At 63.0% G+C, this 23417-nt stretch carries 12 protein-coding genes; 9 read left to right on the top strand and 3 right to left on the bottom strand.

What is annotated here, in order from left to right; translation table 11 throughout:
• The first annotated feature begins 135 nt into the window (after positions 1-135).
• The gene (locus tag FW796_RS00680) at positions 136-723 is read left to right on the top strand and encodes a UPF0149 family protein (protein ID WP_041116614.1); all 588 of its coding nucleotides are present in this window, start codon (positions 136-138) and stop codon (positions 721-723) included.
• A 10-nt stretch (positions 724-733) separates the two neighbouring features.
• The gene (locus tag FW796_RS00685; protein WP_123723905.1) at positions 734-1129 is read left to right on the top strand and encodes a YbaN family protein; all 396 of its coding nucleotides are present in this window, start codon (positions 734-736) and stop codon (positions 1127-1129) included.
• A 52-nt stretch (positions 1130-1181) separates the two neighbouring features.
• Here the strand turns inward: FW796_RS00685 and FW796_RS00690 are convergent, their stop codons facing one another.
• Positions 1182-11249, bottom strand: coding sequence for a retention module-containing protein (locus tag FW796_RS00690; protein ID WP_446438890.1), 10068 nt, complete (start codon positions 11247-11249; stop codon positions 1182-1184).
• Between the two features lie 577 nt (positions 11250-11826).
• Between FW796_RS00690 and FW796_RS00695 the strand changes: the two genes are divergently transcribed.
• Genes FW796_RS00695 through FW796_RS00705 form a run of 3 tightly spaced genes read left to right on the top strand, consistent with a single transcriptional unit; the run spans position 11827 to position 16748 of the window.
• Positions 11827-13203 (top strand): TolC family outer membrane protein, encoded by a 1377-nt coding sequence (locus FW796_RS00695; protein WP_346632040.1) that lies wholly within the window; start codon positions 11827-11829, stop codon positions 13201-13203.
• A gap of 18 nt (positions 13204-13221) precedes the next feature.
• Entirely contained in the window at positions 13222-15381 is a 2160-nt protein-coding gene (locus FW796_RS00700) for a type I secretion system permease/ATPase (RefSeq protein ID WP_404938687.1), read from the top strand.
• An 11-nt stretch (positions 15382-15392) separates the two neighbouring features.
• Positions 15393-16748, top strand: coding sequence for an HlyD family type I secretion periplasmic adaptor subunit (locus FW796_RS00705; RefSeq protein ID WP_346632042.1), 1356 nt, complete (start codon positions 15393-15395; stop codon positions 16746-16748).
• A gap of 102 nt (positions 16749-16850) precedes the next feature.
• Here FW796_RS00705 and FW796_RS00710 read toward each other — a convergent pair whose 3' ends face one another.
• Together FW796_RS00710 and FW796_RS00715 are read right to left on the bottom strand one after the other, a co-directional pair.
• Positions 16851-17450 carry a tRNA-uridine aminocarboxypropyltransferase gene (locus tag FW796_RS00710; protein WP_346632043.1) on the bottom strand — a complete coding sequence of 200 codons (600 nt, stop codon included), beginning with the start codon at positions 17448-17450 and terminating at the stop codon, positions 16851-16853.
• Between the two features lie 9 nt (positions 17451-17459).
• Positions 17460-18353 (bottom strand): LysR family transcriptional regulator, encoded by an 894-nt coding sequence (locus FW796_RS00715; RefSeq protein ID WP_102878817.1) that lies wholly within the window; start codon positions 18351-18353, stop codon positions 17460-17462.
• A 359-nt stretch (positions 18354-18712) separates the two neighbouring features.
• On the opposite strand from FW796_RS00715, the gene speB reads away from it, so the two are divergent.
• The 4 genes from speB to FW796_RS00735 all read left to right on the top strand — a co-directional run bounded on the left by speB (position 18713) and on the right by FW796_RS00735 (position 23136).
• Entirely contained in the window at positions 18713-19663 is a 951-nt protein-coding gene (gene speB / locus FW796_RS00720; RefSeq protein ID WP_011059912.1) for an agmatinase, read from the top strand.
• 9 nt (positions 19664-19672) lie between these two features.
• Entirely contained in the window at positions 19673-20080 is a 408-nt protein-coding gene (locus tag FW796_RS00725; protein ID WP_404938685.1) for a YybH family protein, read from the top strand.
• A 21-nt stretch (positions 20081-20101) separates the two neighbouring features.
• The gene (locus tag FW796_RS00730) at positions 20102-21613 is read left to right on the top strand and encodes a purine-cytosine permease family protein (RefSeq protein ID WP_346632045.1); all 1512 of its coding nucleotides are present in this window, start codon (positions 20102-20104) and stop codon (positions 21611-21613) included.
• Between the two features lie 143 nt (positions 21614-21756).
• Entirely contained in the window at positions 21757-23136 is a 1380-nt protein-coding gene (locus FW796_RS00735; protein WP_446438891.1) for a sodium:solute symporter, read from the top strand.
• Positions 23137-23417 lie beyond the last annotated feature (281 nt).

Below are 23417 nucleotides of genomic sequence, written 5' to 3' on the forward strand. Positions count from 1 at the left end.
AGCCCTTCCCGGCAGAGGGCGCCGACAATGGACCGCTGGTAACCTTTAGAACCGCTCAAATCTGCCCCGTGGCTGGCTTGAGCGCTCAAGAAAGCCTAGAATTCAGCATCGTTTATTCCCCAAGGTAGCCCGTCAATGTCCTTCGCTGAGCAACTAACCCGCCTGCAAGTCTTCCTCGACGCAGATGATCTGCACGACGAGGCGCTGGACTACGTGGCCGCTCACGGCTACCTGACCGCGCTGTCAATCTGCTCGGAAAGCGTTCCTGATCGTGAATGGATCGACGCCCTGTTCGCCGAAGAGCCGCATTACCGCGACGACGCCGAGCGCGAAGCCATCGAATCCACCCTGCTGGCCCTCAAGGCGCACATCGCGCGCCAACTGGCCTCCGACGAAGAGTTCGAACTGCCTTGCGAACTCGACCTGGGCGACGACCCGGACGACTCCGACCTGCGCGGCTGGTGCATCGGCTTCATGGAAGGCGTGTTCCTGCGGGAAGCGGCCTGGTTCGAAACCGCAGAGGAAGAAGTCAGCGAGATGCTGCTGCCGATCATGGTGGGTTCCGGCCTGTTCGACGAGCAGCCGGAGTTCTCCGACATCGCCAGCGATGCCAACCTGATGGACGACATGATCGTGCAGATCCCCGAAGCCCTGACCGCGTTGTACCTGCTGTGCAACGCCCCCGACGAAAAGCCGGCGCTGCTCAAGCCTCGCCACCACTGAGTCGGCGCCTATGGCCAAGCCCATAGGCCAACGCCCCCTGGTATTGCGTTACGTTCTGCTGGCCATCGGCTGGCTGAGCGTAGCGCTGGGGGTACTCGGCATCTTCCTTCCGGTATTGCCCACCACCCCTTTCCTGCTGCTGGCGGCCGCCTGTTTCGCCCGTAGCTCTCCGCGCTTCTACCAATGGCTGGTACAACACCCGCGCCTGGGCCCGTGGATCCGCGACTACCTGGATGGCAATGGCATTCCGCTCAAGGGCAAGGTGTATGCGATCGGCCTGATGTGGCTGAGCATTGGGCTCTCGTGCTACCTGGTGCCACTGCCCTGGGCCCGAGGCTTCATGCTGACCAGCGCCGTGCTGGTCAGCATTTACATCCTGCGCCAGAAAACCTTGCAGCGCCCCTGAGCTACCCCTGCAGCCGCTGCCTGGGCAGCGGCCTCAAGGACCGTGACGACCATCAGACGGTATCCACCTTCAGCGAGTGATCGTTGAGCATGCCGTTGATGATGGTGGCCGTGTCCGCCCCTCCGGCAATCACCCCGCCCGCCCCCGGCGTGACTCCGTAATGGCTGGCCAGGTCGACTCCCGCCAGGTCAATGGTCTGGGTCGGCGTCGCCCCCGCCACCGCGCTGACATCAATGCTGGTGACCAGGGTTGCGCCACTGCCGGTGACCTTGAAGTGCAGGTAGTCATCCAGGGAAGCGGAAGTCGCATTCTCCCCCTGCAACAGCTGGGACAGGTCCAGCTTGTCGGTGCCCGGCGTAAAGTCGGTCACCACATCGTGCCCATTGTTGCCCTGCAGCCACTGGAAGGTATCGCTGCCACTGCCTCCGGTCAGGGTGTTGTTGCCCATTCCGCCGATCAGCAGGTCATCGCCACCACCGCCATTGAGCACATCGTTCCCAAGGCCGCCGGTAATGACGTTGGCGTTGCCATCACCGGTCAAGGTGTCGTTGTAGTTGGAACCCACCAGGTTCTCGATGCCGGTCAGGGTGTCGGTGCCCGCGCCCAGGGTGTTCTGCGCCCCTACCAGGCCGAGGCTGACCGTCACCGCCGCCGTGGCATGGGCGTAACTGGCGGTATCGATACCCGCGCCGCCATCCAGCAGGTCATTGCCCGGCCCGCTGAACAGCAGATCATTGCCGTTGCCGCCATACAGGGAGTTGTTGCCCGCGCCCGCTGTCAGCACATCGTTGCCATCGCCGCCATTGAGGATGTTGTCGCCACTGCCCGCCACCAGCACATCGTCACCGGAAGTACCGGTCAGGGTGTGTCCATCCTGGTAGGAGATGCTCACCGCCGCCACATCGCTGCCACCATGGCTGTCACTGGCGGTGTAGGTACCGTGGTAATCCGGGGTGACATTCTGCGCCCCGGAGTAATTCACGGTCATGGTCAGCTGGTAGCCTTCCGCGGCCGTGGTGTTGCTGCCGCTGGTGTTGGTGATGTTGACGATATGGATCTGGTAAGGCCCGTCCGCCGCCGCCGTGAAAGTGCCGCCATCGGCGATCGCCGTATAGGCACCGCCGTTGAAGGCGTACTCCATGGTGACGTGGCCGGCTACCAGGTTGTGATCCAGATTCAGGGTTTCCCCCTGCTTGAGATTGACGGTGATCACATCCTCATCGTTGGCATTGGTGTTGGTGACGGCTCCCAGGTAACCGCTGACCAGCACCACCGCGGTCATGGTCGCGGCGTTGGCATTGAACGAGGCGCGATCGATGGTGATGGCCTGGTTGGCGCCATTGTTGCCATTCCCGGCAAAACCGATGGTCTGCTGGCTGGCCGCCGTGAACTCCGCACCCCTGGCAGCCCAGCCGGTGTTGAAGGTGGTGGGCGCCGCGTTCAGAGGATCGCCATTGGCGTCGCTGTCGTTGGCCAGCAGCACATCCCCGGGAATCGCCACACTGCTGGACAGCACGTTGGTGATGACGTGGTCATCCCCGGCGACCGGAGGCGCATTGGGATTGACCTTGACCACCAGAGTCGAGCTCGCCAGATCACCGTCGTTGTCGCTCACCGAATAGCCGAAGGTCTCGGTGATCACCGAGCCTGTGACCTTCTGCGAGCTGTAGCTGAAGTCCCCGGTATCGAGGTTCACCACCAGGGTGCCGCCATTGCTGGTGGCAATGCTCACGCTGTTGTTGACGGTATTGAAGGTGCCGTTGTTGGTAGTGCCGCTGAAGGTCAGCGAACCCTGGTTGCTGTTGCCTTTGGGGTCGTAGGTGTAGGTACCGCCATCCACCACGATCGACTTGATGAACCCACCGTCGGCGCCAAAGCTGCCGCCATCCCCCAACAGGCTGCCGGTGACCGGATAGCCCTGCACCGTGCCGGCCAGCACCGAATTGAGCTGGTTCAGGTCGGTGACCACCACCGCATTGGTGTTGACGTGGGTACTGCCGTCATAGGCCAGCGGATCGAGGTTGGCATTGCTGACTCCAGTGCCCAGGCCGATCGCATAGTTCTTGATGCCATTGGCATCGAGGAAGGCTTTCCAGGCCGTCTCGTCCGCGGTGCCGATTTCCTGGCCCGAGGTCGGTGCGCCATCGGAGAAGAAGTAACCGACATTCTGCGCGCCACTGAGCTGGCCACTGGTGACAAAGGCCAGCTTCGCCGCCGCCACCGCCGCGTCGTAGTTGGTCCCGCCGCCTGCCACTAATGTGGCGACAATCGCCTTGGCCGTGGCCACGTCTACCCATACCGGAGTCCGGTCGGTAGCGGTGCTGCTGAAGGTGACGAGCTGGACTTTGACATCCCCCATGTTGTCGTACTTGTCGAGCAAGGCGCTGATGGCCTGCTTGGCCAGGTCCAGCCGCGTCAGCCCGGAGACACCGGAAGGATCAGCCATGCTGCCGGACACATCGATCACCAGCAGCAGGTTGGAATCTACCTCTACCGCTGTCACCGAGCGCTCGCTGGCCACCGCCTTGGGCACATCATCGACAATGCTCACCAGGATGCTGCCGGTGGTGCTGTTGCCCAGGGCATCGGTGGCCTTGTAGGTGAAGCTCTCGCTCAGGGTATTGGCGCCATCGTTGGCGTTGGGGGTGGTTTTCGGCGCCGACGTCAGGGTGTAGGTATAGGTGCCATTGGGGTTGAGCAGAATCTGCCCGTAACTGCCCGTTGCACTGCCCACCAGGCTGAAGGTGATGCCTCCGGAGCCGCCGGTGACCGATCCCACCAGGGTGCCGTTGGCGGTTTCCGCGGTGGAACCCGGATCGCTGCCGGTCACGGTGCCGGCGGCCAGGTCCTGGCCATCCTTATTCAGGTCCAGGGCTTTCTCATAGACAGTGACGTCCTGATCGGTCACCGCCTTGAGGCCGCTGTCGGTGACATTGATGGTCAGGGTGGTGGTGCTCTCATCACCATCGCTGTCGCGGATGGTGTAGGTGAAAACATCACTGGCTCCGGGCGGGCTCACCGAGTTCGGATTGCTGTGGTACACCGCGTTGCCGGCGGCATCCAGGGTCAGGGTGCCGTAGGTACCGGCGATGCTGCTGCCCAGCCCACCGATGGCCGAAGTGGCGGTATTGCTGCCGGCACGTACGCCGACCACCGCGCCCCCCACAGCTGCGCCATCGGCGCCCAGCACATCATTGCCCAGCACACTGACATTGATGGTGGCGCCTTCCATCCCGCTGGCAGTGTCCGCCACCGCGCCGGGCAGGTCGTCGACGATGTTGACGTCGATCACCCCGGACGCCGTACTGCCGTCGCCGTCGGTGGCCACCACATTGAAGTGTTCGGCAATGCTGTTGGCGCCCAGCGCCGTTGGATGGGCCTCGTTGTCCAGCAGGGTGTAGCTGTAACTGACCACGCCGGTAACGGCGTTGTAACCGGTGATGGTCAGGGTATTGCCCAGCGCCGTCGTTGCCGATTGCGGGAAGCCCGCGGCCACACCGCCACTGACCACATTGATGCCGCCCACGGTCAAGGTTTGCAGGCCGTCCAGGGCGGTCACCGTGAAGGTGCCACTCTGAGTCAGGGCCGGGGTATTGGGGCTGCTGCCATCGCTGAGGTTCTTCTCATAGACCGTCAACTCGCCACCGTTGACGTTAAGGCCGTTCAGGACCACCGGGTCGTCATTGTTATGGATCTGCAACACCAGATTGGCCGTGCTCGGGTCACCATCGGAATCGGTCAGGGTATAGGCAAAGGTTTCTGTGCCGTTGCCATTGCCGTGCAAGGCTTTGAAGTCGGCATCCGAGGTGTTCAGCGTGTAGGTGTAGGAACCGTTGGCATTGAGCACCAGGGTACCGTAGGTGCCAGTGAACGTACCCGCGGTGACTGGGCCGGAAACCACCCGATCCGCGCCTTGTACATCGTTGGTCAAGACGTTGCCAGTCAGGGTCAGTTGGCTCTCCGAGGCCGTGCCGGGGTTACTGTCGTTGACTGCGGTGGGCAGGTCATCCACCACGTTCACATCCAATGACCCCGTGGCGCTGCTGCCATCGGTATCGGTAGCCACCACATTGAAGTGCTCGCTGAGGCTGTTGGCGCCGTTGGCGGTCGGGTGGGCGTCATTGCCGTTGAGGGTGTAGCTGTAGCTGATGACTCCGGTGCCGGCGTTGTAACCGGTGATGGTCAGAGTGTTGCCCAGCGCCGTCGTTGCCGATTGCGGGAAGCCCGCGGCCACACCACCGCTGACCACATTGATGCCGCCCACGGTCAAGCTTTGCACGCCATCCACAGCCGTCACGGTAAACGTGCCGCTCTGGGTCAGGGCCGGGGTATTCGGGCTGCTGCCGGTGGTCAGGTTTTTCTCGTAGACGGTGAGTTCGCCACCGTTGACGTCCAAGCCGTTCAAGGTCACCGGGTCGTCATTGTTATGGATCTGCAGCACCAGATTGGCCGTGCTGGGGTCGCCATCGGAGTCGGTGAGCGTGTAGGCAAAGGTTTCTGTGCCGTTGCCATTGCCGTGCAAGGCTTTGAAGTCGGCATCCGAGGTGTTCAGCGTGTAGGTGTAGGAACCGTTGGCGTTGAGCACCAGGGTGCCGTAGGTGCCGGTAAACGTACCCGCAGTCACTGGCCCGCTGGGTACTCGGTCAGCCCCTTGAGTATCGTTGGTCAGCACGTTGCCCGTCAGGGTGAGTTGGCTCTCAGAGGCCGTACCCGGATTGCTGTCGTTGACCGCCGTGGGCAGGTCATCCACCACATTCACATCCAGAGTCCCGGTGGCACTGCTGCCATCGGTATCGGTAGCCACCACATTGAAGTGTTCGCTGAGGCTGTTGGCGCCGTTGGCGCTCGGATGGGCGTCATTGCCGTTGAGGGTGTAGCTGTAGCTGATGACCCCGGTGCCGGCGTTGTAGCCGGTGATGGTCAAGGTGTTGCCCAGGGCGGTGGTGACGCTTTGCGGGAAGCCCGCCGCGACGCCGCCGCTGACCACATTGATGCCGCCCACAGTCAGGGTTTGCAAACCGTCCAGCGCGGTCACGGTAAACGTGCCGCTTTGGGTCAACGCCGGAGTATCCGGGCTGCTGCCGGTGGTCAGGTTCTTCTCGTAGACGGTAAGTTCGCCACCGTTGACGTCCAAGCCGTTCAAGGTCACCGGGTCATCATTGTTGTGGATCTGCAGCACCAGATTCGCTGTGCTGGGGTCGCCATCGGAATCGGTGAGCGTGTAGGCAAAGGTTTCTGTGCCATTGCCATTGCCGTGCAAGGCTTTGAAGTCGGCATCCGAGGTGTTCAGCGTATAGGTGTAGGAACCGTTGGCATTGAGCACCAGGGTGCCGTAGGTGCCGGTAAAGGTTCCGGCAGTCACTGGCCCGCTGGGCACTCGGTCAGCCCCTTGAGTATCGTTGGTCAGCACGTTGCCGGTCAGGGTCAGCTGGCTCTCCGAGGCCGTGCCGGGGTTACTGTCGTTGACTGCGGTGGGTAGGTCATCCACCACATTCACATCCAGAGTCCCGGTGGCGCTACTGCCATCGGTATCAGTGGCCACCACATTGAAGTGTTCGCTGAGGCTGTTGGCGCCGTTGGCGCTCGGATGGGCATCGTTACCGTTGAGGGTGTAGCTGTAGCTGACGACCCCGGTGCCGGCGTTGTAGCCGGTGATGGTCAGGGTATTGCCCAGCGCCGTCGTCGCCGATTGCGGGAAGCCCGCGGCCACACCGCCAGTGACCACATTGATGCCGCCCACGGTCAGGGTTTGCACGCCATCCACAGCCGTCACGGTAAACGTGCCGCTCTGGGTCAGGGCCGGGGTATCCGGGCTGCTGCCGGTGGTCAGGTTTTTCTCATAGACGGTGAGTTCGCCACCGTTGACGTCCAAGCCGTTCAAGGTCACCGGATCGTCGTTGTTATGCACCTGCAGCACCAGATTGGCCGTGCTCGGGTCACCATCGGAATCGGTCAGGGTATAGGCAAAGGTTTCTGTGCCGTTGCCATTGCCATGCAGGGCTTTGAAGTCGGCATCCGAGGTGTTCAGCGTATAGGTATAGGAACCGTTGGCGTTGAGCACCAAGGTGCCGTAGGTGCCAGTGAACGTACCCGCGGTGACAGGGCCGGAAACCACCCGGTCCGCGCCTTGCACATCATTGGTCAAGACGTTGCCAGTCAGGGTCAGTTGGCTCTCCGAAGCCGTGCCCGGATTGCTGTCATTGACTGCGGTGGGCAGGTCATCCACCACATTCACATCCAATGAGCCGGTGGCGCTACTGCCATCGGTATCGGTGGCCACTACGTTGAAGTGTTCGCTGAGGCTGTTGGCGCCGTTGGCAGTCGGATGGGCGTCATTGCCGTTGAGGGTGTAGCTGTAGCTGATGACCCCGGTGCCGGCGTTGTAGCCAGTGATAGTCAGGGTATTGCCCAGCGCCGTCGTTGCCGATTGCGGGAAGCCCGCGGCCACACCACCACTGACCACATTGATGCCGCCCACAGTCAGGGTTTGCAAACCGTCCAGCGCGGTCACGGTAAACGTGCCGCTCTGGGTCAACGCCGGAGTATCCGGGCCGCTGCCGGTGGTCAGGTTTTTCTCGTAGACGGTAAGTTCGCCACCGTTGACGTCCAAGCCGTTCAAGGTCACCGGGTCGTCATTGTTGTGGACCTGCAGCACCAGATTCGCTGTGCTGGGGTCGCCATCGGAATCGGTGAGCGTGTAGGCGAAGGTTTCTGTGCCATTGCCATTGCCATGCAGGGCTTTGAAGTCGGTATCCGAGGTGTTCAGCGTATAGGTATAGGAACCGTTGGCGTTGAGCACCAGAGTGCCGTAGGTGCCGGTAAACGTACCCGCAGTGACTGGGCCGGAAACCACCCGGTCCGCGCCTTGCACATCATTGGTCAAGACGTTGCCGGTCAGGGTCAACAGGCTTTCCGAGGCCGTGCTGGAGTTGCTGTCGTTGACCGCCGAGGGCAAATCATCCACCACGTTGACATCCAGGGAGCCGCTGGCGCTGCTGCCATCCACATCGCTGACCACTACATTGAAGTGCTCGCTGAGGCTGTTGGCGCCATTGGCACTTGGATGGGCATCGTTGCCATTGAGGGTGTAGCTGTAACTGACGACCCCGGTGCCGGCGTTGTAGCCGGTAATCGTCAGGGTGTTCCCCAGGGCGGTGGTGATGCTTTGCGGGAAGCCCGCCGCCACACCGCCGGCAACCACGCTGATACCGCCGACGCTCAAACTCTGCACACCGTCCAAAGCCGTCACGGTGAAGCTGCCGCTCTGGGTCAGGGCCGGAGTATCTGTGCTGCTGCCAGTGGTCAGGTTCTTCTCATAGACGGTGAGCTCGCCACCGTTGACGTCCAGGCCATTCAAGGTCACCGGGTCGTCGTTGTTGTGCACCTGCAGCACCAGGTTCGCGGTGCTGGGGTCGCCATCAGCATCGGTCAGGGTGTAGGTGAAGGTTTCGCTGCCGCTGCCCCCGCCCTTGAGCGCCAGGAAAGCCGGATCACTGGTGTGCACGCTGTAGGTGTAACTACCGTCCGCCGCCAGCACCAGGGTGCCGTAGGTGCCAGTGAAGGTGCCGGCAGTGATGGGGCCGGAAGCCACCCGATCGGCGCCCTGCACATCATTGGCCAGCACATTGCCGCTCAGGGTCAGTTGGCTTTCCGAGGCAGTGCCCGCGTTGCTGTCATTGACCGCTGTCGGCACATCGTCCACCACGTTGACGTCCAGGGAGCCGCTGGCGTTGCTGCCGTCCACATCAGTGGCCAGCACACTGAAATGCTCGCTGAGGCTATTGGCGCCATTGGCCGTCGGATGGGCGTCGTTGCCGTTGAGGGTGTAGCTGTAGCTGACCACCCCGGTGCCGGCGTCATAACCGGTGACGGTCAAGGTGTTGCCCAGCCCAGTGGCGATGGATTGCGGGAACCCCGCAATCACCCCGCCGCTGATCACGCTGATGCCCCCCACGTTCAAGCTCTGCAGACCATCAAGGGCGGTCACCGTGAAACTGCCGCTCTGAGTCAAGGCCGGGGTATCCGGACTGCTGCCGGTGGTCAGGTTCTTCTCATAGACAGTGAGCTCGCCGCCGTTGACTTCGAGGCCGTTCAAGGTCACCGGATCGTCGTTGTTATGCACCTGCAGCACCAGGTTCGCCGTGCTGGGGTCGCCATCGGCGTCGGTCAGGGTGTAGGCGAAAGTTTCAGTGCCATTGCCGCCACCGCCCAGCGCCAGGAACGCCGGATCGGTGGGGTGCAGGGTATAGGTGTAGGAACCATCCGCCGCCAGCACCAGGGTGCCGTAGGTGCCAGTGAAGGTGCCTGCGGTAATGGGGCCGGAAGCCACCCGATCCGCGCCTTGCACATCATTGGTCAAGACGTTGCCACTCAGGGTCAACAGGCTTTCCGAGGCCGTGCTGGAGTTGCTGTCGCTGACCGCCGTGGGCAGGTCGTCCACCACGTTCACATCCAGTGAGCCGCTGGCACTGCTGCCATCCACATCAGTGGCCACTACATTGAAATGCTCGCTGAGGCTGTTGGCGCCGTTGGCGCTCGGATGGGCATCGTTGCCATTGAGGGTGTAGCTGTAACTGACCTCTCCGGTGGCCAGGTTGAAGCCGGTAATCGTCAGGGTATTGCCCAGGCCGGTGGTGATCGACTGCGGCACGGCGCTGGCACTGCCGCCGCTGACCAGGGTGATGCCGCCCACGGTCAGGGTTTGCAGACCGTCCAGGGCGGTCACCGTGAAGGTGCCACTCTGGGTCAGGGCCGGGGTATCCGGACTGCTGCCGGTGGTCAGGTTCTTCTCGTAGACGCTGAGCTCGCCCCCCTGGACTTCCAGGCCTCGCAGCAGCACCGGATCATCATTGTTGTGCACCTGCAGCACCAGGTTGGCGGTGCTGGCGTCGCCATCGGCGTCGGTCAGGGTGTAGGCAAAGGTTTCAGTGCCGTTGCCGCCGCCCTTGAGCGCCAGGAAGGCCGGATCAGTGGGGTGAACGGTGTAGGTGTAACTACCATCGGCCGCCAGCACCAGGGTGCCGTAGGTGCCAGTGAAGGTGCCGGCGGTTATGGGGCCGGAAGCCACCCGATCGGCGCCCTGCACATCATTGATCAGTACATTGCCGCTCAGGGTCAGTTGGCTTTCCGAGGCAGTGCCCGCGTTGCTGTCATTGACCGCTGTCGGCACATCGTCGGTGATATTGACGTCAAGGGAGTTGCTGGCCGAGTCACCGTTGCTATCGCTGGCGACCACACTGAAGTGCTCGCTCAGGCTGTTGGTGCCATCGCCCGCGGAATGCAGGTCATTGCCATTGAGGGTGTAGCTGTAGCTGACCACCCCGGTGGCCGCGTTGAAGCCGGTGATGGTCAGGGTATTGCCCAGGCCGGTGGCAATGGATTGCGGAAAGGCCGCCGCCACGCCGCCGCTGACCACAGCGATGCCACCGACATTAAGGCTGAACAGCCCATCCGGGGCCGAGACACTGAAGGTGCCACTCTGGGTCAGGGCCGCCGGGTTGCTTGCCGAGCCCTGCTCCAGGTTGGCTTCATTGACCGTCAGCTCGCCGCCCTCCACCGAGAGCCCGCTCAGGCTCACCGGGTTATTGGGTGTCGCGCCATTGAGCTGCACCAGGCCATCGAGGCGTTCAGGGACAAACTCGGGAATGCCGTTGAAGCCGGCTGTCGGAAAGCCGATCACCGGCTCGACCCGGCCCCCGACCTCTTCCAGCAGGACGAAGCTGTGACCGCCGCCCTGAGCACCTGGAGCGCCACCGGTACCGGTGGGCCCCGCCGCCGTGGCTTCGGCGTTTTGGGTCGGGTCATCACCGGCGGTAATGGCCTTTTGCAGTTGTTCCACATCGCTCAGTTGCGCATCAGTGGGCGCCGGCACTTCGGGGGTATCGACATGGGTGGCCTGATGGTCGAGCAGTTGCGCCGTCAGTTGCTGACTGCTGTCGCGGCCCTGGGTCAGGTCCTGGCCATTTTGCAGATGCACCGCCACCGCGCCTTCGGCTCCAGTGACCAACTGCTCACCGACAAACAGCCGGTCCCCTTCCACCAGGGCCCGGCGGGCGCCATCCGCCGCTACCGCATAAACCTGCCCGATCACCTGGGTCACAATGCCGATTAACGTTGCCATGTGCACTCCTCCGATGCCGAGAACAATCGGCATCCGCTTGCTAGCGGCAGTGCAGACGGCGTTGACCCGTGGTTGAACAGACCCTGTGCCTGGCAGCGTCGCCCCCATGGCGAAGCGTGCCAGTCTTGATGTCCCGCCTTCCCTTGCTACCAGTCGGACGGCTGATACCGCAGCGCGCCGGACAAAACGGCCTCGTCCGCGCCTCGGATCGCTCACCAACTACGTTGTGTGGAACAGGTCAAAAAGCGGATTCGCCAAAAAAATGCCGCCAAGACCTGCTTCGCACCTCCGTCCTTGTAACCACTTCCCCGCCCTGAACTACCTGAAATTTGAACGTCCCCAGAAACTGCAGGAAATGCCTCAACACCTGAAAAATCTGGGCCTTCGCTTGGAACAATGTCTTGCTTTGACAAACATGCATAAGTTTTTTTTGGCATAAAACTTATGAGATTTTTTTCTTAGCTATCCTTCTGGATGTTCTTAGCTCTGTTGTAAACAAGATGAGACGGTTAAGTCTCAATTTTTTAGTCATATTTTTGACGAAAACACAGTTTCACTGGATCAGGGAGAGACACCCATGCGCGTTTTCACCCCCCTCAGCGGTGCAATTCTTTTGGCCTCACTCTGTGCCAACCCGGCCCAGGCCATGTCATTGACTGAAGCGATCCAGAGCACTCTGGACAACCACCCTGAACTTCGCGCCAGCCAGAACAACCGGCTGTCTGCCGACGAGGATGTGAAGGTGGCCAAGGGCGGCTTCTACCCCAGCCTGGACCTCAATGCCGGCTACGGCCGAGGCTACAGCGACAACACCACCACCCGCGGCTACGGTGTGGCACGCGGCACTGGCAACCACAACACCGAGACCCTGAACTACACCCAGTCGGAACTGCGCCTGCGGCAGATGCTCTTCGATGGTTTCAACACGGCCAATGAAGTGGGCCGCACCCAGTCGGTGGTCAACTCCCGGGCCTATTACACGCGCGGCACCGCCGAAAGCCTGGCCCTGCGCACCATCGAGGTGTACCTGGAGGTGCTCAAGCGCCGTGAACTGGTGACCCTGGCCAAGAACAACCTGCAGGCCCACCTGCGGGTCAACGACCAGATCGGCCTGCGCAGCCAGCAGGGCGTGGGCAGTACCGCCGACCTCGACCAATCCAAGGCCCGGCGTGCCCTGGCGGAAAACAACTACGACACCGCTCAGGTCGACCTGGCCGATGCCGAGGCCAACTTCTACAGCGCGGTAGGACGCCTGCCCGACGAGCTGGAAAGCCTGCCGTCGATCCGCGGCGAAGTCCCGCAGAACCTCAACGATGCCAAACAGAGCATGCTGCTGAACAACCCCTACCTGAAGTCCGCCCAGGCTGACATCCAGGCGGCGGAGAGTCAGTACGAGGTGGCCAAGTCGCCCTTCTATCCGCGCTTCGACGCCGAGGCCGCAGTCAACGCCAACGACAATGTGCAGGGCGACCTGGGCCACGACAATGAATGGCGGGTCGGGGTGATCATGAACTACAACCTGTTCCGCGGTGGCAGTGACAAGGCCCGCCTGCAGTCCGACGCGCACAAGATCAACCAGGCCATGGACATCCGCAACAACGCGCTGCGCATGCTCAACGAAAACATCACCCTGGCCTGGAACGCCATGCTCAACGCCAAGAAACAGACCCCCACCGCCCGGGAATATGCGGAAACCACCACCCGGGTGCGGGCCGCCTACCAGGACCAGTTCGGCCTCGGCCAACGCACCCTGCTCGACGTTCTGGACAGTGAAAACGAGCTGTACAACGCCAACCGCCGCTACACCGAAGTGCGCTACACCGAAGAGTTCTCCATGTACCGGGTCCTGGCCAACATGGGCGAACTGCTGAGCAAGGAAAAAGTCGTGGTGCCGGCCGAAGCCATCGCCCAGAGCGAAGTGAAAAGCGAGGCGCGCCTGCCGGAAATGAAGTAGTCCCGTGGAGGACTCGATTTGACCAGCCTCGAACCCGGGAGCCCGCACGCCGATCCGCGTGCCAGCTTCGATGACCCGCTGTTGGACGGATTACTGATCCTGTGCCGACTCCACGGCTGCAATGTCAGCCGCGGCAGCCTCAGCGCAGGCCTGCCCCTGGACAAGCAACGCCTGAGCCTGGACCTGCTACCCCGGGCCGCGGCCCGGGCCAGCCTTCAGGCACGCCTGCTGCGCCGGGAACTGGGGGCGATTTCCGCCCTCAACCTGCCGGTGCTGCTGATCCTCCACGACGGTCGTTGTGCGGTGCTCAGGCGCTGGGGCGAGGATGGCCAGGCCCTGCTCCTGCCCAGCGAGGCCGAAGGTGGCGAGCAGTGGGTCAGCCGCGAGGAACTGGCCCGGGAGTACAGCGGCCAGGCCCTGTTCGCCCGCCCCCGTCACGAGCTCGAAGACCTGCGTAGCCCCCTGGTGCCCAGGGTCGATGCCTGGTTTCGCGACACCCTGAAACTCTCCCGCTGGCTTTACAGCGACGCCATTCTCGCCAGCTTCCTGATCAACCTGCTGGGCCTGATGGTGCCGCTGTTCGTGATGCAGACCTACGACCGCGTGGTGCCCAACCAGGCCACCTCGACCCTCTGGGTCCTGACCCTGGGCCTGCTGCTGGGCACCGGCTTCGAACTGGTGTTGCGGGTGGTGCGGGCACACCTGCTGGACCAGGCCGGGAAAAAGACCGACGTGATCCTCTCCGCCACCCTGTTCGAACGCATCACCGGCATGAACATGAAGGCCCGGCCGGCCACCATTGGCGGCTTCGCCCAAAGCATCCACGACTTCCAGGGCCTGCGCGAATTTCTGACGGCCGTGACCCTGACCAGCCTGATCGACCTGCCCTTTGCCCTGCTGATGCTGGTGGTGATCGGCCTGCTCGGGGGCTGGCTGGTGGTGATCCCGGTACTGGCGTTCCCCATCACCATCGTCTTCGCCATGCTGATCCAGGTGCGCCTGCGGGACACCGTGCAAAAAAGCCTGGCCCTGGGCGCCGAACGCCAGGCGCTGTTGATCGAGACCCTCGGCGGCCTGGAAACCCTCAAGGCCTGCAGCGCCGAAAGCGAACGCCAGCACAAGTGGGAAAGCACCCACGGCGCCCTGACCCGCCTCGACAGCCACGCCCGCAATCTCTCGGCGCTGGCCACCAACGGCACCCTGTTCATTCAGCAGTTGTCCGGCATGGCCACCATTGTCGCCGGGGTCTACAGCATCATCGCCGGCAACCTCAGCGTCGGCGCCCTGGTGGCCAGCTATATGCTCGGCAGCCGAGTCCTGGCGCCATTGGGACAGATCGCCGGGCTGATCACCCGCTACCAACAGGCACAACTGACCATGCGCAGCACCGATGCGTTGATGGCCCTGCCCCAGGAACGCGATGCCCGCCAGCGGCCTCTGGAACGCACTCAGCTGCAAGGCGCCCTGGAAATCAGTCGAGTGAGTTTTCGCTACCCGGGGCAAAGCACCCCGGCGCTGAACAACATCAGTTTCAGCCTCAAGCCCGGAGAGCGAGTCGGCATCATCGGCCGCAGCGGCTCGGGGAAAAGTACCCTGGCCCGGCTGTTGATGGGCTTTCTCGCCCCGGAGGAAGGCCAACTGCTGCTGGACGGCCTGGACCTGCGGCAACTGGATGTGGCCGACCTGCGTCAGCAGATCGGCTACGTCGCCCATGACCTGCCACTGCTGGCCGGCAGCCTGCGGGACAACCTGACCCTGGGTGCGCGCTACGTCAGCGATGCCCGAATGCTCGAAGTCGCCGAGCTGACCGGGGTCACCGAGCTGGCCCGCCAGCACCCCCAAGGCTTCGACCGACCGGTGGGTGAACGCGGGCAACTGCTGTCCGGCGGCCAGCGTCAGGCGGTGCTGCTGGCCCGGGCCCTGCTGCTGGACCCGCCGATCCTGCTGTTGGACGAACCCACCAGCGCCATGGACAACAGCAGCGAAGACGCTCTGCGTCAGCGCCTGCACGCCAAGGTCCAGGGCAAGACCCTGCTGCTGGTGACCCACCGCACCTCGATGCTCAGTCTGGTGGACCGCCTGGTGGTTCTGGACGAAGGACGGATTGTCGCCGACGGACCGAAAGACGCGGTTATCGATGCACTGCGCAAGGGCCGTGTCGGCTCTGCAGCCGTCTAGGAGTGCCGAGCATGTCTACACCATCGTCGCCCCGGGGTTACCTGGGCAGTTTTCGCCGCAGCGCGGAAAGCGAATTCATGCCGGAAACCGCCGGAGCCTCCTTGCAGGACTCACCCCGCGGCTCACGGCTGACGGTCTGGATCGCCGCCGCGCTGATCCTCTGTGCCCTGGTATGGGCCAGGTTCGCGGTGCTCCAGGAAGTCACCATGGGCGAAGGCAAGGCCATTCCTTCGAGCAAGGTCCAGGTGATCCAGAATCTGGAAGGCGGCATTGTCACCGAGATCTTCGTCCGTGAGGGGCAGATGGTGGACAAGGGCCAGACCCTGCTGCGCCTGGATGACACACGCTTTCGCTCGAACAAGGGCGAGAGCGAGGCCGATCGCTTTGCCTTGATGGCCCAGGTCGAGCGGCTGTCCGCCGAAGCCGAGGGCAAACCGTTCAGCCCGTCCGCCGAGGTGGTGAGCAAGGCGCCGCAAGTCGCGGAAGACGAACGCTCGCTGTACGACCAGCGCCAGCGGCGCCTGGCCAGCGAACAGCGCACCCTCAGCGAACAACTGCGGCAGAAGACCCAGGAACTGGCGGAATTTCGCTCCAAGCAGGGGCAGTACAGCTCCAGCCTGGCCCTGCTCAATCAAGAGATGAATATGTCGACGCCGCTGGTGGGCACTGGCGCCGTGTCACCGGTGGAGATCCTGCGACTCAAGCGCAGCGCGGTGGAGATTCGCGGCTCCCTGGACGCCACCACCCTGGCCATTCCACGGGCCGAGTCGGCCATCAACGAGATCAAGAGCAAGATCGACGAATCGGTGCAGACCTTCCGCTCCGATGCCGCCAAGGAACTCAACGCGAAACGCACCGACCTGTCGAAGATCACCGCGTCGGGGATCGCCATCGACGACCGGGTCAACCGCACCACGGTGGTATCGCCCGTGCATGGCGTGATCAAGCAGCTCAAGGTCAACACCATCGGCGGCGTGGTCCAGCCCGGCAGCGACATGGTGGAAATCGTGCCCATGGAAGACAACCTGCTGATCGAAGCCAAGGTCCGGCCCCAGGACGTGGCCTTCCTCCACCCCGGTCAGAAAGCCATGGTCAAGTTCAGCGCCTATGACTACACCATCTACGGCGGCCTGAGTGCCAAGCTGGAACTGATCGGTGCCGACACCATCACCGACGACAAGGGCAACAGCTTCTATCTGATCCAGGTGCGCACCGACAAGAACCACCTGGGAGGCGACGTCAACCCACTGCTGATCATCCCCGGCATGGTGGCCACGGTGGACATCATCACCGGCGAGAAAAGCGTACTGGACTACCTGCTCAAGCCCGTGCTCAAGGCCCGCACCGAAGCCATGCGCGAACGCTGACTGCAGCGTAGGTCGGAAGCGGCTTGCCGGCGCAAGGCCCTCTGACTTTGCAGCAGGCTTGAGAGTGCTTGCGCGGGCACGCTCGCTCCCACAGACAAGAGGTCAGGGTTTGGCGCCGTGGTTGCGTTGGTAGGTGTCTTCGCCCATCGCCGCGATCTGCCCTTCGATCAGAGCCTCGAAGGGGCGCAGCAAGGGCTCGAAGGAGGCCGGCGCCTCCAGTACCTGCAACGCCTGGACAATGGCTTCCAGGGTCGACAGCGCACCCGGCCCCGGGGCCTTGCGCAAGCGATAGCGCGAGGGCGTCGCAGCGGCCAGGGTCACCCGCGGCAGGGCCGCCAGCAGCGGATTGAGGTGCAACAGCTTGCGGGCCTTGCGCCAGGTGCCGTCGGGCACCACCAGCAGCAGCGGTTCATCCGTTTCGGCATAGGCCTGCAACGGCTGGGCATCGTCCGCCGGAAACAACAGGCGGGCCTGGTAGCCGGGGCGGTTGAGCAGCGCCGGCAGATCCTCGAACACCTCGCCCACCCGCAACTGCGCATTGTTCAGCCCCAAGGCCGCCAGCCGCGCCGTGTTCAAGGCGTGGTTGACCTCGCTGGGATGCTGCAACAACAGCACCCGGGTGCGGCTGGGCAAATCCGGGATCAGCGGGCACAAACAATGGCCTGTGGGACGCAGGCAACGCTCGCAGCGTGCTCTGGACATGGAAATTCCTTATGACTGGTTGAGCTGGGCCTTGAGCAGATCGCGAAAGGTCTGGATCAGGGGTTCACGACCACGGCCACGACGCATGATCATCGAGAAAGGCGCCTGGTAGCCGAAGGTCGCCGGCAGCAACACTCGCAGGTCGCCCTTGTCGGCCCAGGCCTGGGCGTAGTGTTCCGGCAGGTAGCCGATGTAGGCGCCGGATAGCACCAGGATCAACTGCGCCTCCATGCTCTCGACGGTCGCCGCGCTGTGCTTGAAACCATGCCGGGCCAGTTCTGCCTGGCTCCAGTAGCCTCGGCCGACCATGCGCTGTTGGGTGATGACCTGCTCCGGGATGCGCCGCTCGCTGTACAGCGGATGCCGGTTGCTGCAATACAGCCAGTGCTGCTCGCGGTACAGCGGCATGTACACCAGACCGCTCATGCGCGTGGAAAAGGCACCGATGGCCAGGTCCAGGCGGTTGTCCTGGACCCCCAGTTGCAGTTCATGGGGGCTCATCACCGACAGGTGCAGATGCACTGCGGGATGCTCCTGGCTATAGGCACCGATGGCCTCGGCGAACGGCAGGGCCTTGTCGCTGACGGTGGAGTCGATCACCCCCAGGTTCAGGGTGCCGCGCAACTCGCCCTTGAGGGCCGCGGCGTACTGTTCAAAGCCCTCCAGCTCCCCAAGAAGACGCAAGGTTTCCTGGTGGAACAGCTCACCCTTGCTGGTCAGGCTGAACCCGCCACGGCCACGGTGACAGAGCACCAGCCCGAGGGCGCCTTCAAGCTGGCTCATGTAGGTGCTGATGGCCGACGTCGAGAGATTGAGTTCGTGCTGGGCATTGGCGAACCCCTGATGTCGCACCACGCTGACGAAGATGCGCAATAGTTTCAGATCAGGTAAAGCGTTGGCCATGACAGGCTCCGATAACAGGCAAAACGACCACTTCCCTGTGCCAAGAGAGCTTGCTCCCGCCGGGCGGCCAAGCAACCTCGATGACCTCCATGCGCACTTTCAATCTGACCCTGCAACCCGGATAACGGAGGCTACACCACCGAGCGGGTGCTCGCTCCCTCGCCACACAGGGCCCTGGAAGCTGCGCGGGAGTCTAGCGCGAGCCCGACCATTAGTTTAGAAAAATCTGAACTAAGTATTTGTTCGTAGCGATTCTTTCCCCTCACTACATTTCGCAGAATCGGCTCCACTCGGTTGTACGGGCAGCTTGGGCTGTGCCGCCGACCCCATAAATATAAAACAACGATGAGGCCTATCCCGTGGACAAGATTCTCCACCAACCACTGGGCGGCAACGAAATGCCGCGCTTCGGCGGCATCGCCACCATGATGCGTCTTCCCCATCTGCAATCCGCTGCCGGCCTGGACGCTGCGTTCGTCGGCGTGCCCCTGGACATCGGTACCTCGCTGCGCGCCGGCACCCGTTTCGGCCCACGGGAGATCCGCGCCGAATCGGTGATGATCCGCCCATACAACATGGCCACCGGTGCCGCCCCGTTCGACTCACTGTCGGTGGCCGATATCGGTGACGTGGCGATCAACACCTTCAACCTGCTGGATGCGGTGCGCATCATCGAAGAGGCCTACGACGGCATCCTCGAACACAACGTGATCCCCCTGACCCTGGGCGGCGACCACACCATCACCCTGCCGATCCTGCGGGCCATCCACAAGAAACACGGCAAGGTCGGGCTGGTGCACATCGATGCCCATGCGGACGTCAACGACCACATGTTCGGCGAGAAGATCGCCCACGGCACCACCTTCCGCCGTGCGGTGGAAGAAGGCCTGCTGGACTGCGACCGCGTGGTGCAGATCGGCCTGCGTGCCCAGGGCTATACCGCCGAAGACTTCAACTGGAGCCGCAAACAGGGCTTCCGTGTGGTCCAGGCCGAAGAGTGCTGGCACAAGTCCCTGGAACCTTTGATGGCCGAAGTCCGCGAGAAAGTCGGCAATGGTCCGGTGTACCTGAGCTTCGACATCGACGGCATCGACCCGGCCTGGGCTCCGGGCACCGGCACCCCGGAAATCGGCGGCCTGACCACCATCCAGGCCATCGAGATCGTCCGTGGCTGCCAGGGCCTGGACCTGGTGGGCTGCGACCTGGTGGAGGTCTCGCCACCTTATGACACCACCGGCAACACCTCGCTGTTGGGCGCCAACCTGCTGTACGAAATGCTCTGCGTACTGCCTGGCGTAGCCCATCGCTGAGTCCCGGCCATGAGCGAGCACGAGAACGTCCTCAACGCCGCAGCCGAACTGGTATCGGCCTTTGCCCGCAACGACCGCGAAGCCTACTTCGCGGCGTTCAGCAGCGATGCCAGCTTCGTCTTCTACACCCTTGCTCAGCCACTGCTGTCGCGCGATGCCTACCAGGCGTTGTGGGATCAATGGCGCGCCGAGCAGGGTTTCGAGGTGCTTTCGTGCACCTCGAGCAACGCCGTCGTCAGCCTGCAGGGTGACGTCGCCGTGTTTATTCATGACGTGGCCACACAGCTGCGCATGCAAGGGGAGCAACACTTCAGCCAGGAACGCGAAACCATTGTGTTTCGCAAACAACAACAAGGCCTATGGCTGGCCTGTCACGAACATTTGTCCGCTATGCCGGAAGGGCTGCCACCCCCTTAGCCAATGTGATCGGAGCAGATCATGAATAACAACAACAAAGAAAAAAGCCTTAGCAGCATTGAAACCAACGGGGTTGAACAGATCCCGGACCACGAGCGTGACGCCGGCCCCGGCGACCTGTTTCGCTTGATCTTCGGCGGCGCCAACACCTTCGCCACTGCGGTGCTGGGCAGCTTCCCGGTACTCTTCGGCCTGTCGTTCCAGGCCGGGGTCTGGGCCATTGTCCTGGGGGTGACCCTGGGCTCGCTGATCCTGGCCCCCATGGGACTGTTCGGGCCGATCAACGGCACCAACAACGCCGTGTCGTCCGGTGCCCACTTCGGTGTGCACGGACGGATTGTCGGTTCGTTCCTGTCGTTGCTGACCGCCATCGCCTTCTTCTCACTCTCGGTCTGGAGCTCGGGGGACGCGCTGATCGGCGGCGCCAAACGCCTGATCGACCTGCCGGAAACCGATCTGAGCCTGGGCCTGGCCTACGGCCTGTTCGCGATCCTGGTGCTGACGGTGTGCATCTACGGCTTCCGCTTCATGCTGTGGGTCAACCGCATCGCCGTGTGGGCCGCCAGCCTGCTGTTCCTGCTGGGAGTCTTCGCCTTCGCGCCGGCTTTCGATAGCCACTTTGCCGGCACCGTGGCCCTGGGCCAGGCCGGATTCTGGGCCGCCTTTATCGGGGCCGCGCTGGTGGCGATGAGCAACCCGATCTCCTTCGGTGCCTTCCTCGGCGACTGGTCGCGCTATATCCCCCGGGAGACCCCCAAGGGTCGAATCATGCTGGCGGTGATCGCCGCACAGTTCGCCACCCTGATCCCGTTCCTGTTCGGCCTGGCCACAGCCACCATCGTTGCGATCAAGGCGCCGGACTACATCGCCGCCAACAACTACGTCGGCGGCCTGCTGGCGGTGTCGCCGAGCTGGTTCTTCCTGCCGGTGTGCCTGATTGCGGTGATCGGCGGCATGTCCACCGGCACCACTTCGCTGTATGGCACCGGGCTGGACATGTCCAGCGTGTTCCCGAGGGTGCTGTCGCGGGTCAAGGCGACCCTGCTGATCGGGGTGCTGTCGATTGCCTTCATCTTCATCGGGCGCTTTGCGGCGAACCTGGTGCAGAGCGTGTCGACCTTCGCCGTGCTGATCATCACCTGCACCACTCCCTGGATGGTGATCATGCTCATCGGCCTGTGGGTACGTCGCGGCTACTACTGCCCGGACGACCTGCAAGTCTTCACCCGCGGCGAGCGCGGCGGCCGCTACTGGTTCCAGCACGGCTGGAACTGGCGCGGGCTGGGGGCGTGGATTCCCAGTGCACTGGTGGGCCTGTGCTTCGTCAACCTGCCGGGGCAGTTCGTCGGCCCCCTGGGCAACCTCGCCGACGGCATCGACATCAGCCTGCCAGTGACTCTGGGGCTTGCGTCCCTGGTGTACCTGATCCTGCTGAGCCTGTTCCCGGAACCGGCAACGGTGTACGGCCCCAACGACCCACGCAGTCAAACAACCGAGACAGCCCAGCGCCGTTCCCAGCGCCAAACCGCCTGATTACCGCAGGAGCCGGCTTGCCGGCGAACGGGCCTTGAACCTTGCACAAGGTTTGAAGACTCCTTCGCTGAACAGCCGGCTCCCACCCAAGCCCGCTTGACCTGTTTGTTTCACATAAAAAAGATAATCGGAGACACGCCACCATGGCTTTAGATCTATTTGTCGTACTCATCTATGCCGCCGGCATGCTCGTGCTCGGCTATTACGGCATGCGCAAGGCCAAGACCCACGAGGACTACCTGGTGGCCGGACGCAACCTGGGGCCGACCCTGTATATGGGCACCATGGCTGCCACGGTCCTGGGCGGCGCCTCCACCGTCGGCACCGTGCGCCTGGGCTACGTCCACGGCATTTCCGGTTTCTGGCTGTGCGCCGCCCTGGGCGCGGGGATCATTGCCCTGAACCTGCTGCTGGCCAAGCCGCTGCTCAAGCTGCGCATCTTCACCGTCACCCAGGTCCTGGAAAAGCGCTACAACCCCATGGCCCGCCAGGCCAGTGCGGTGATCATGCTGGCTTATGCGCTGATGATCGGGGTGACCTCAATCCTCGCCATCGGCACCGTGCTGCAAGTGCTGTTCGGCCTGCCGTTCTGGATCTCGGTCCTGCTGGGCGGCGGCGTGGTGGTGGTCTATTCGGCGATCGGCGGCATGTGGTCCCTGACCCTGACCGACATCGTCCAGTTCGTGATCAAGACCGTGGGGCTGATGTTCATCCTGCTGCCGATCTGCCTGTACCGCGTGGGTGGCTGGGATGAGCTGGTGGCCAAGCTGCCGGCGTCCAGTTTCAGCTTCACCACCATTGGCTGGGACACCATCATCACCTACTTCATGATCTACTTCTTCGGCATCCTGATCGGCCAGGACATCTGGCAACGGGTGTTCACCGCCAAGACCGAGAAAGTCGCGCAATACGCCGGTACCCTGGCGGGCTTCTACTGCATCCTCTACGGACTGGCCTGTGCCCTGATCGGCATGGCTGCCCACGTCCTGCTGCCGGACCTGGACAACGTCAACAACGCCTTCGCCGCCATCGTCAAAGCCTCGCTGCCGGACGGTATCCGCGGCCTGGTGATCGCCGCCGCCCTGGCCGCGATGATGTCCACCGCCAGCGCCGGCCTGCTGGCCGCCTCCACCACCCTGACCGAAGACCTGCTGCCACGACTGCGGGGCGGCAAACAATCGAGCCTGGGGATCAACCGCCTGTTCACCTTCCTCACCGGCATCGTGGTGCTGGGCATCGCCCTGGTGGTCAACGACGTGATCAGCGCCCTGACCCTGGCCTACAACCTGCTGGTGGGCGGCATGCTGATCCCGCTGATCGGCGCCATCTTCTGGAAACGCGCCACCACCTCCGGCGCCATCGCCAGCATGGGCCTGGGCTTCGTCACCGCCCTGGTGTTCATGTTCAAGGACGGCCTGGATGCCAACACGCCGATTTACTACAGCCTGGCCGTGGGCCTGGTGAGTTTCGTGGTGGTGAGCCTGGTTTCCCGGCGCCCGGCGCCTCTGGCCAACGCGATCTGACCTGAAGTCGGACGCCTGAAGCTTTTCTTCGACGGGTGCGGCGTCGGTGGCCGCATCCGTTTTTTTTCGTCCACGAAAAAGTGCCACAACGCCGGACGGCGTGGCCTGCAGCTCGATCCCGGAAGCCAGCCACTGGACGAGTGGTCACCACCGCCGGAAAAAACCTGTGCTGTAATCTGACTCAGCGACGACTGTTCCTGAACAGTACAAGGATCGCTGGCAGCCTCAGGGCACGCTATCGCTTCACCCTTGGACGGGGTCATAAAACAATAAGAACCTCT

It is taken from the genome of Pseudomonas sp. 910_21 (genome assembly GCF_052850735.1).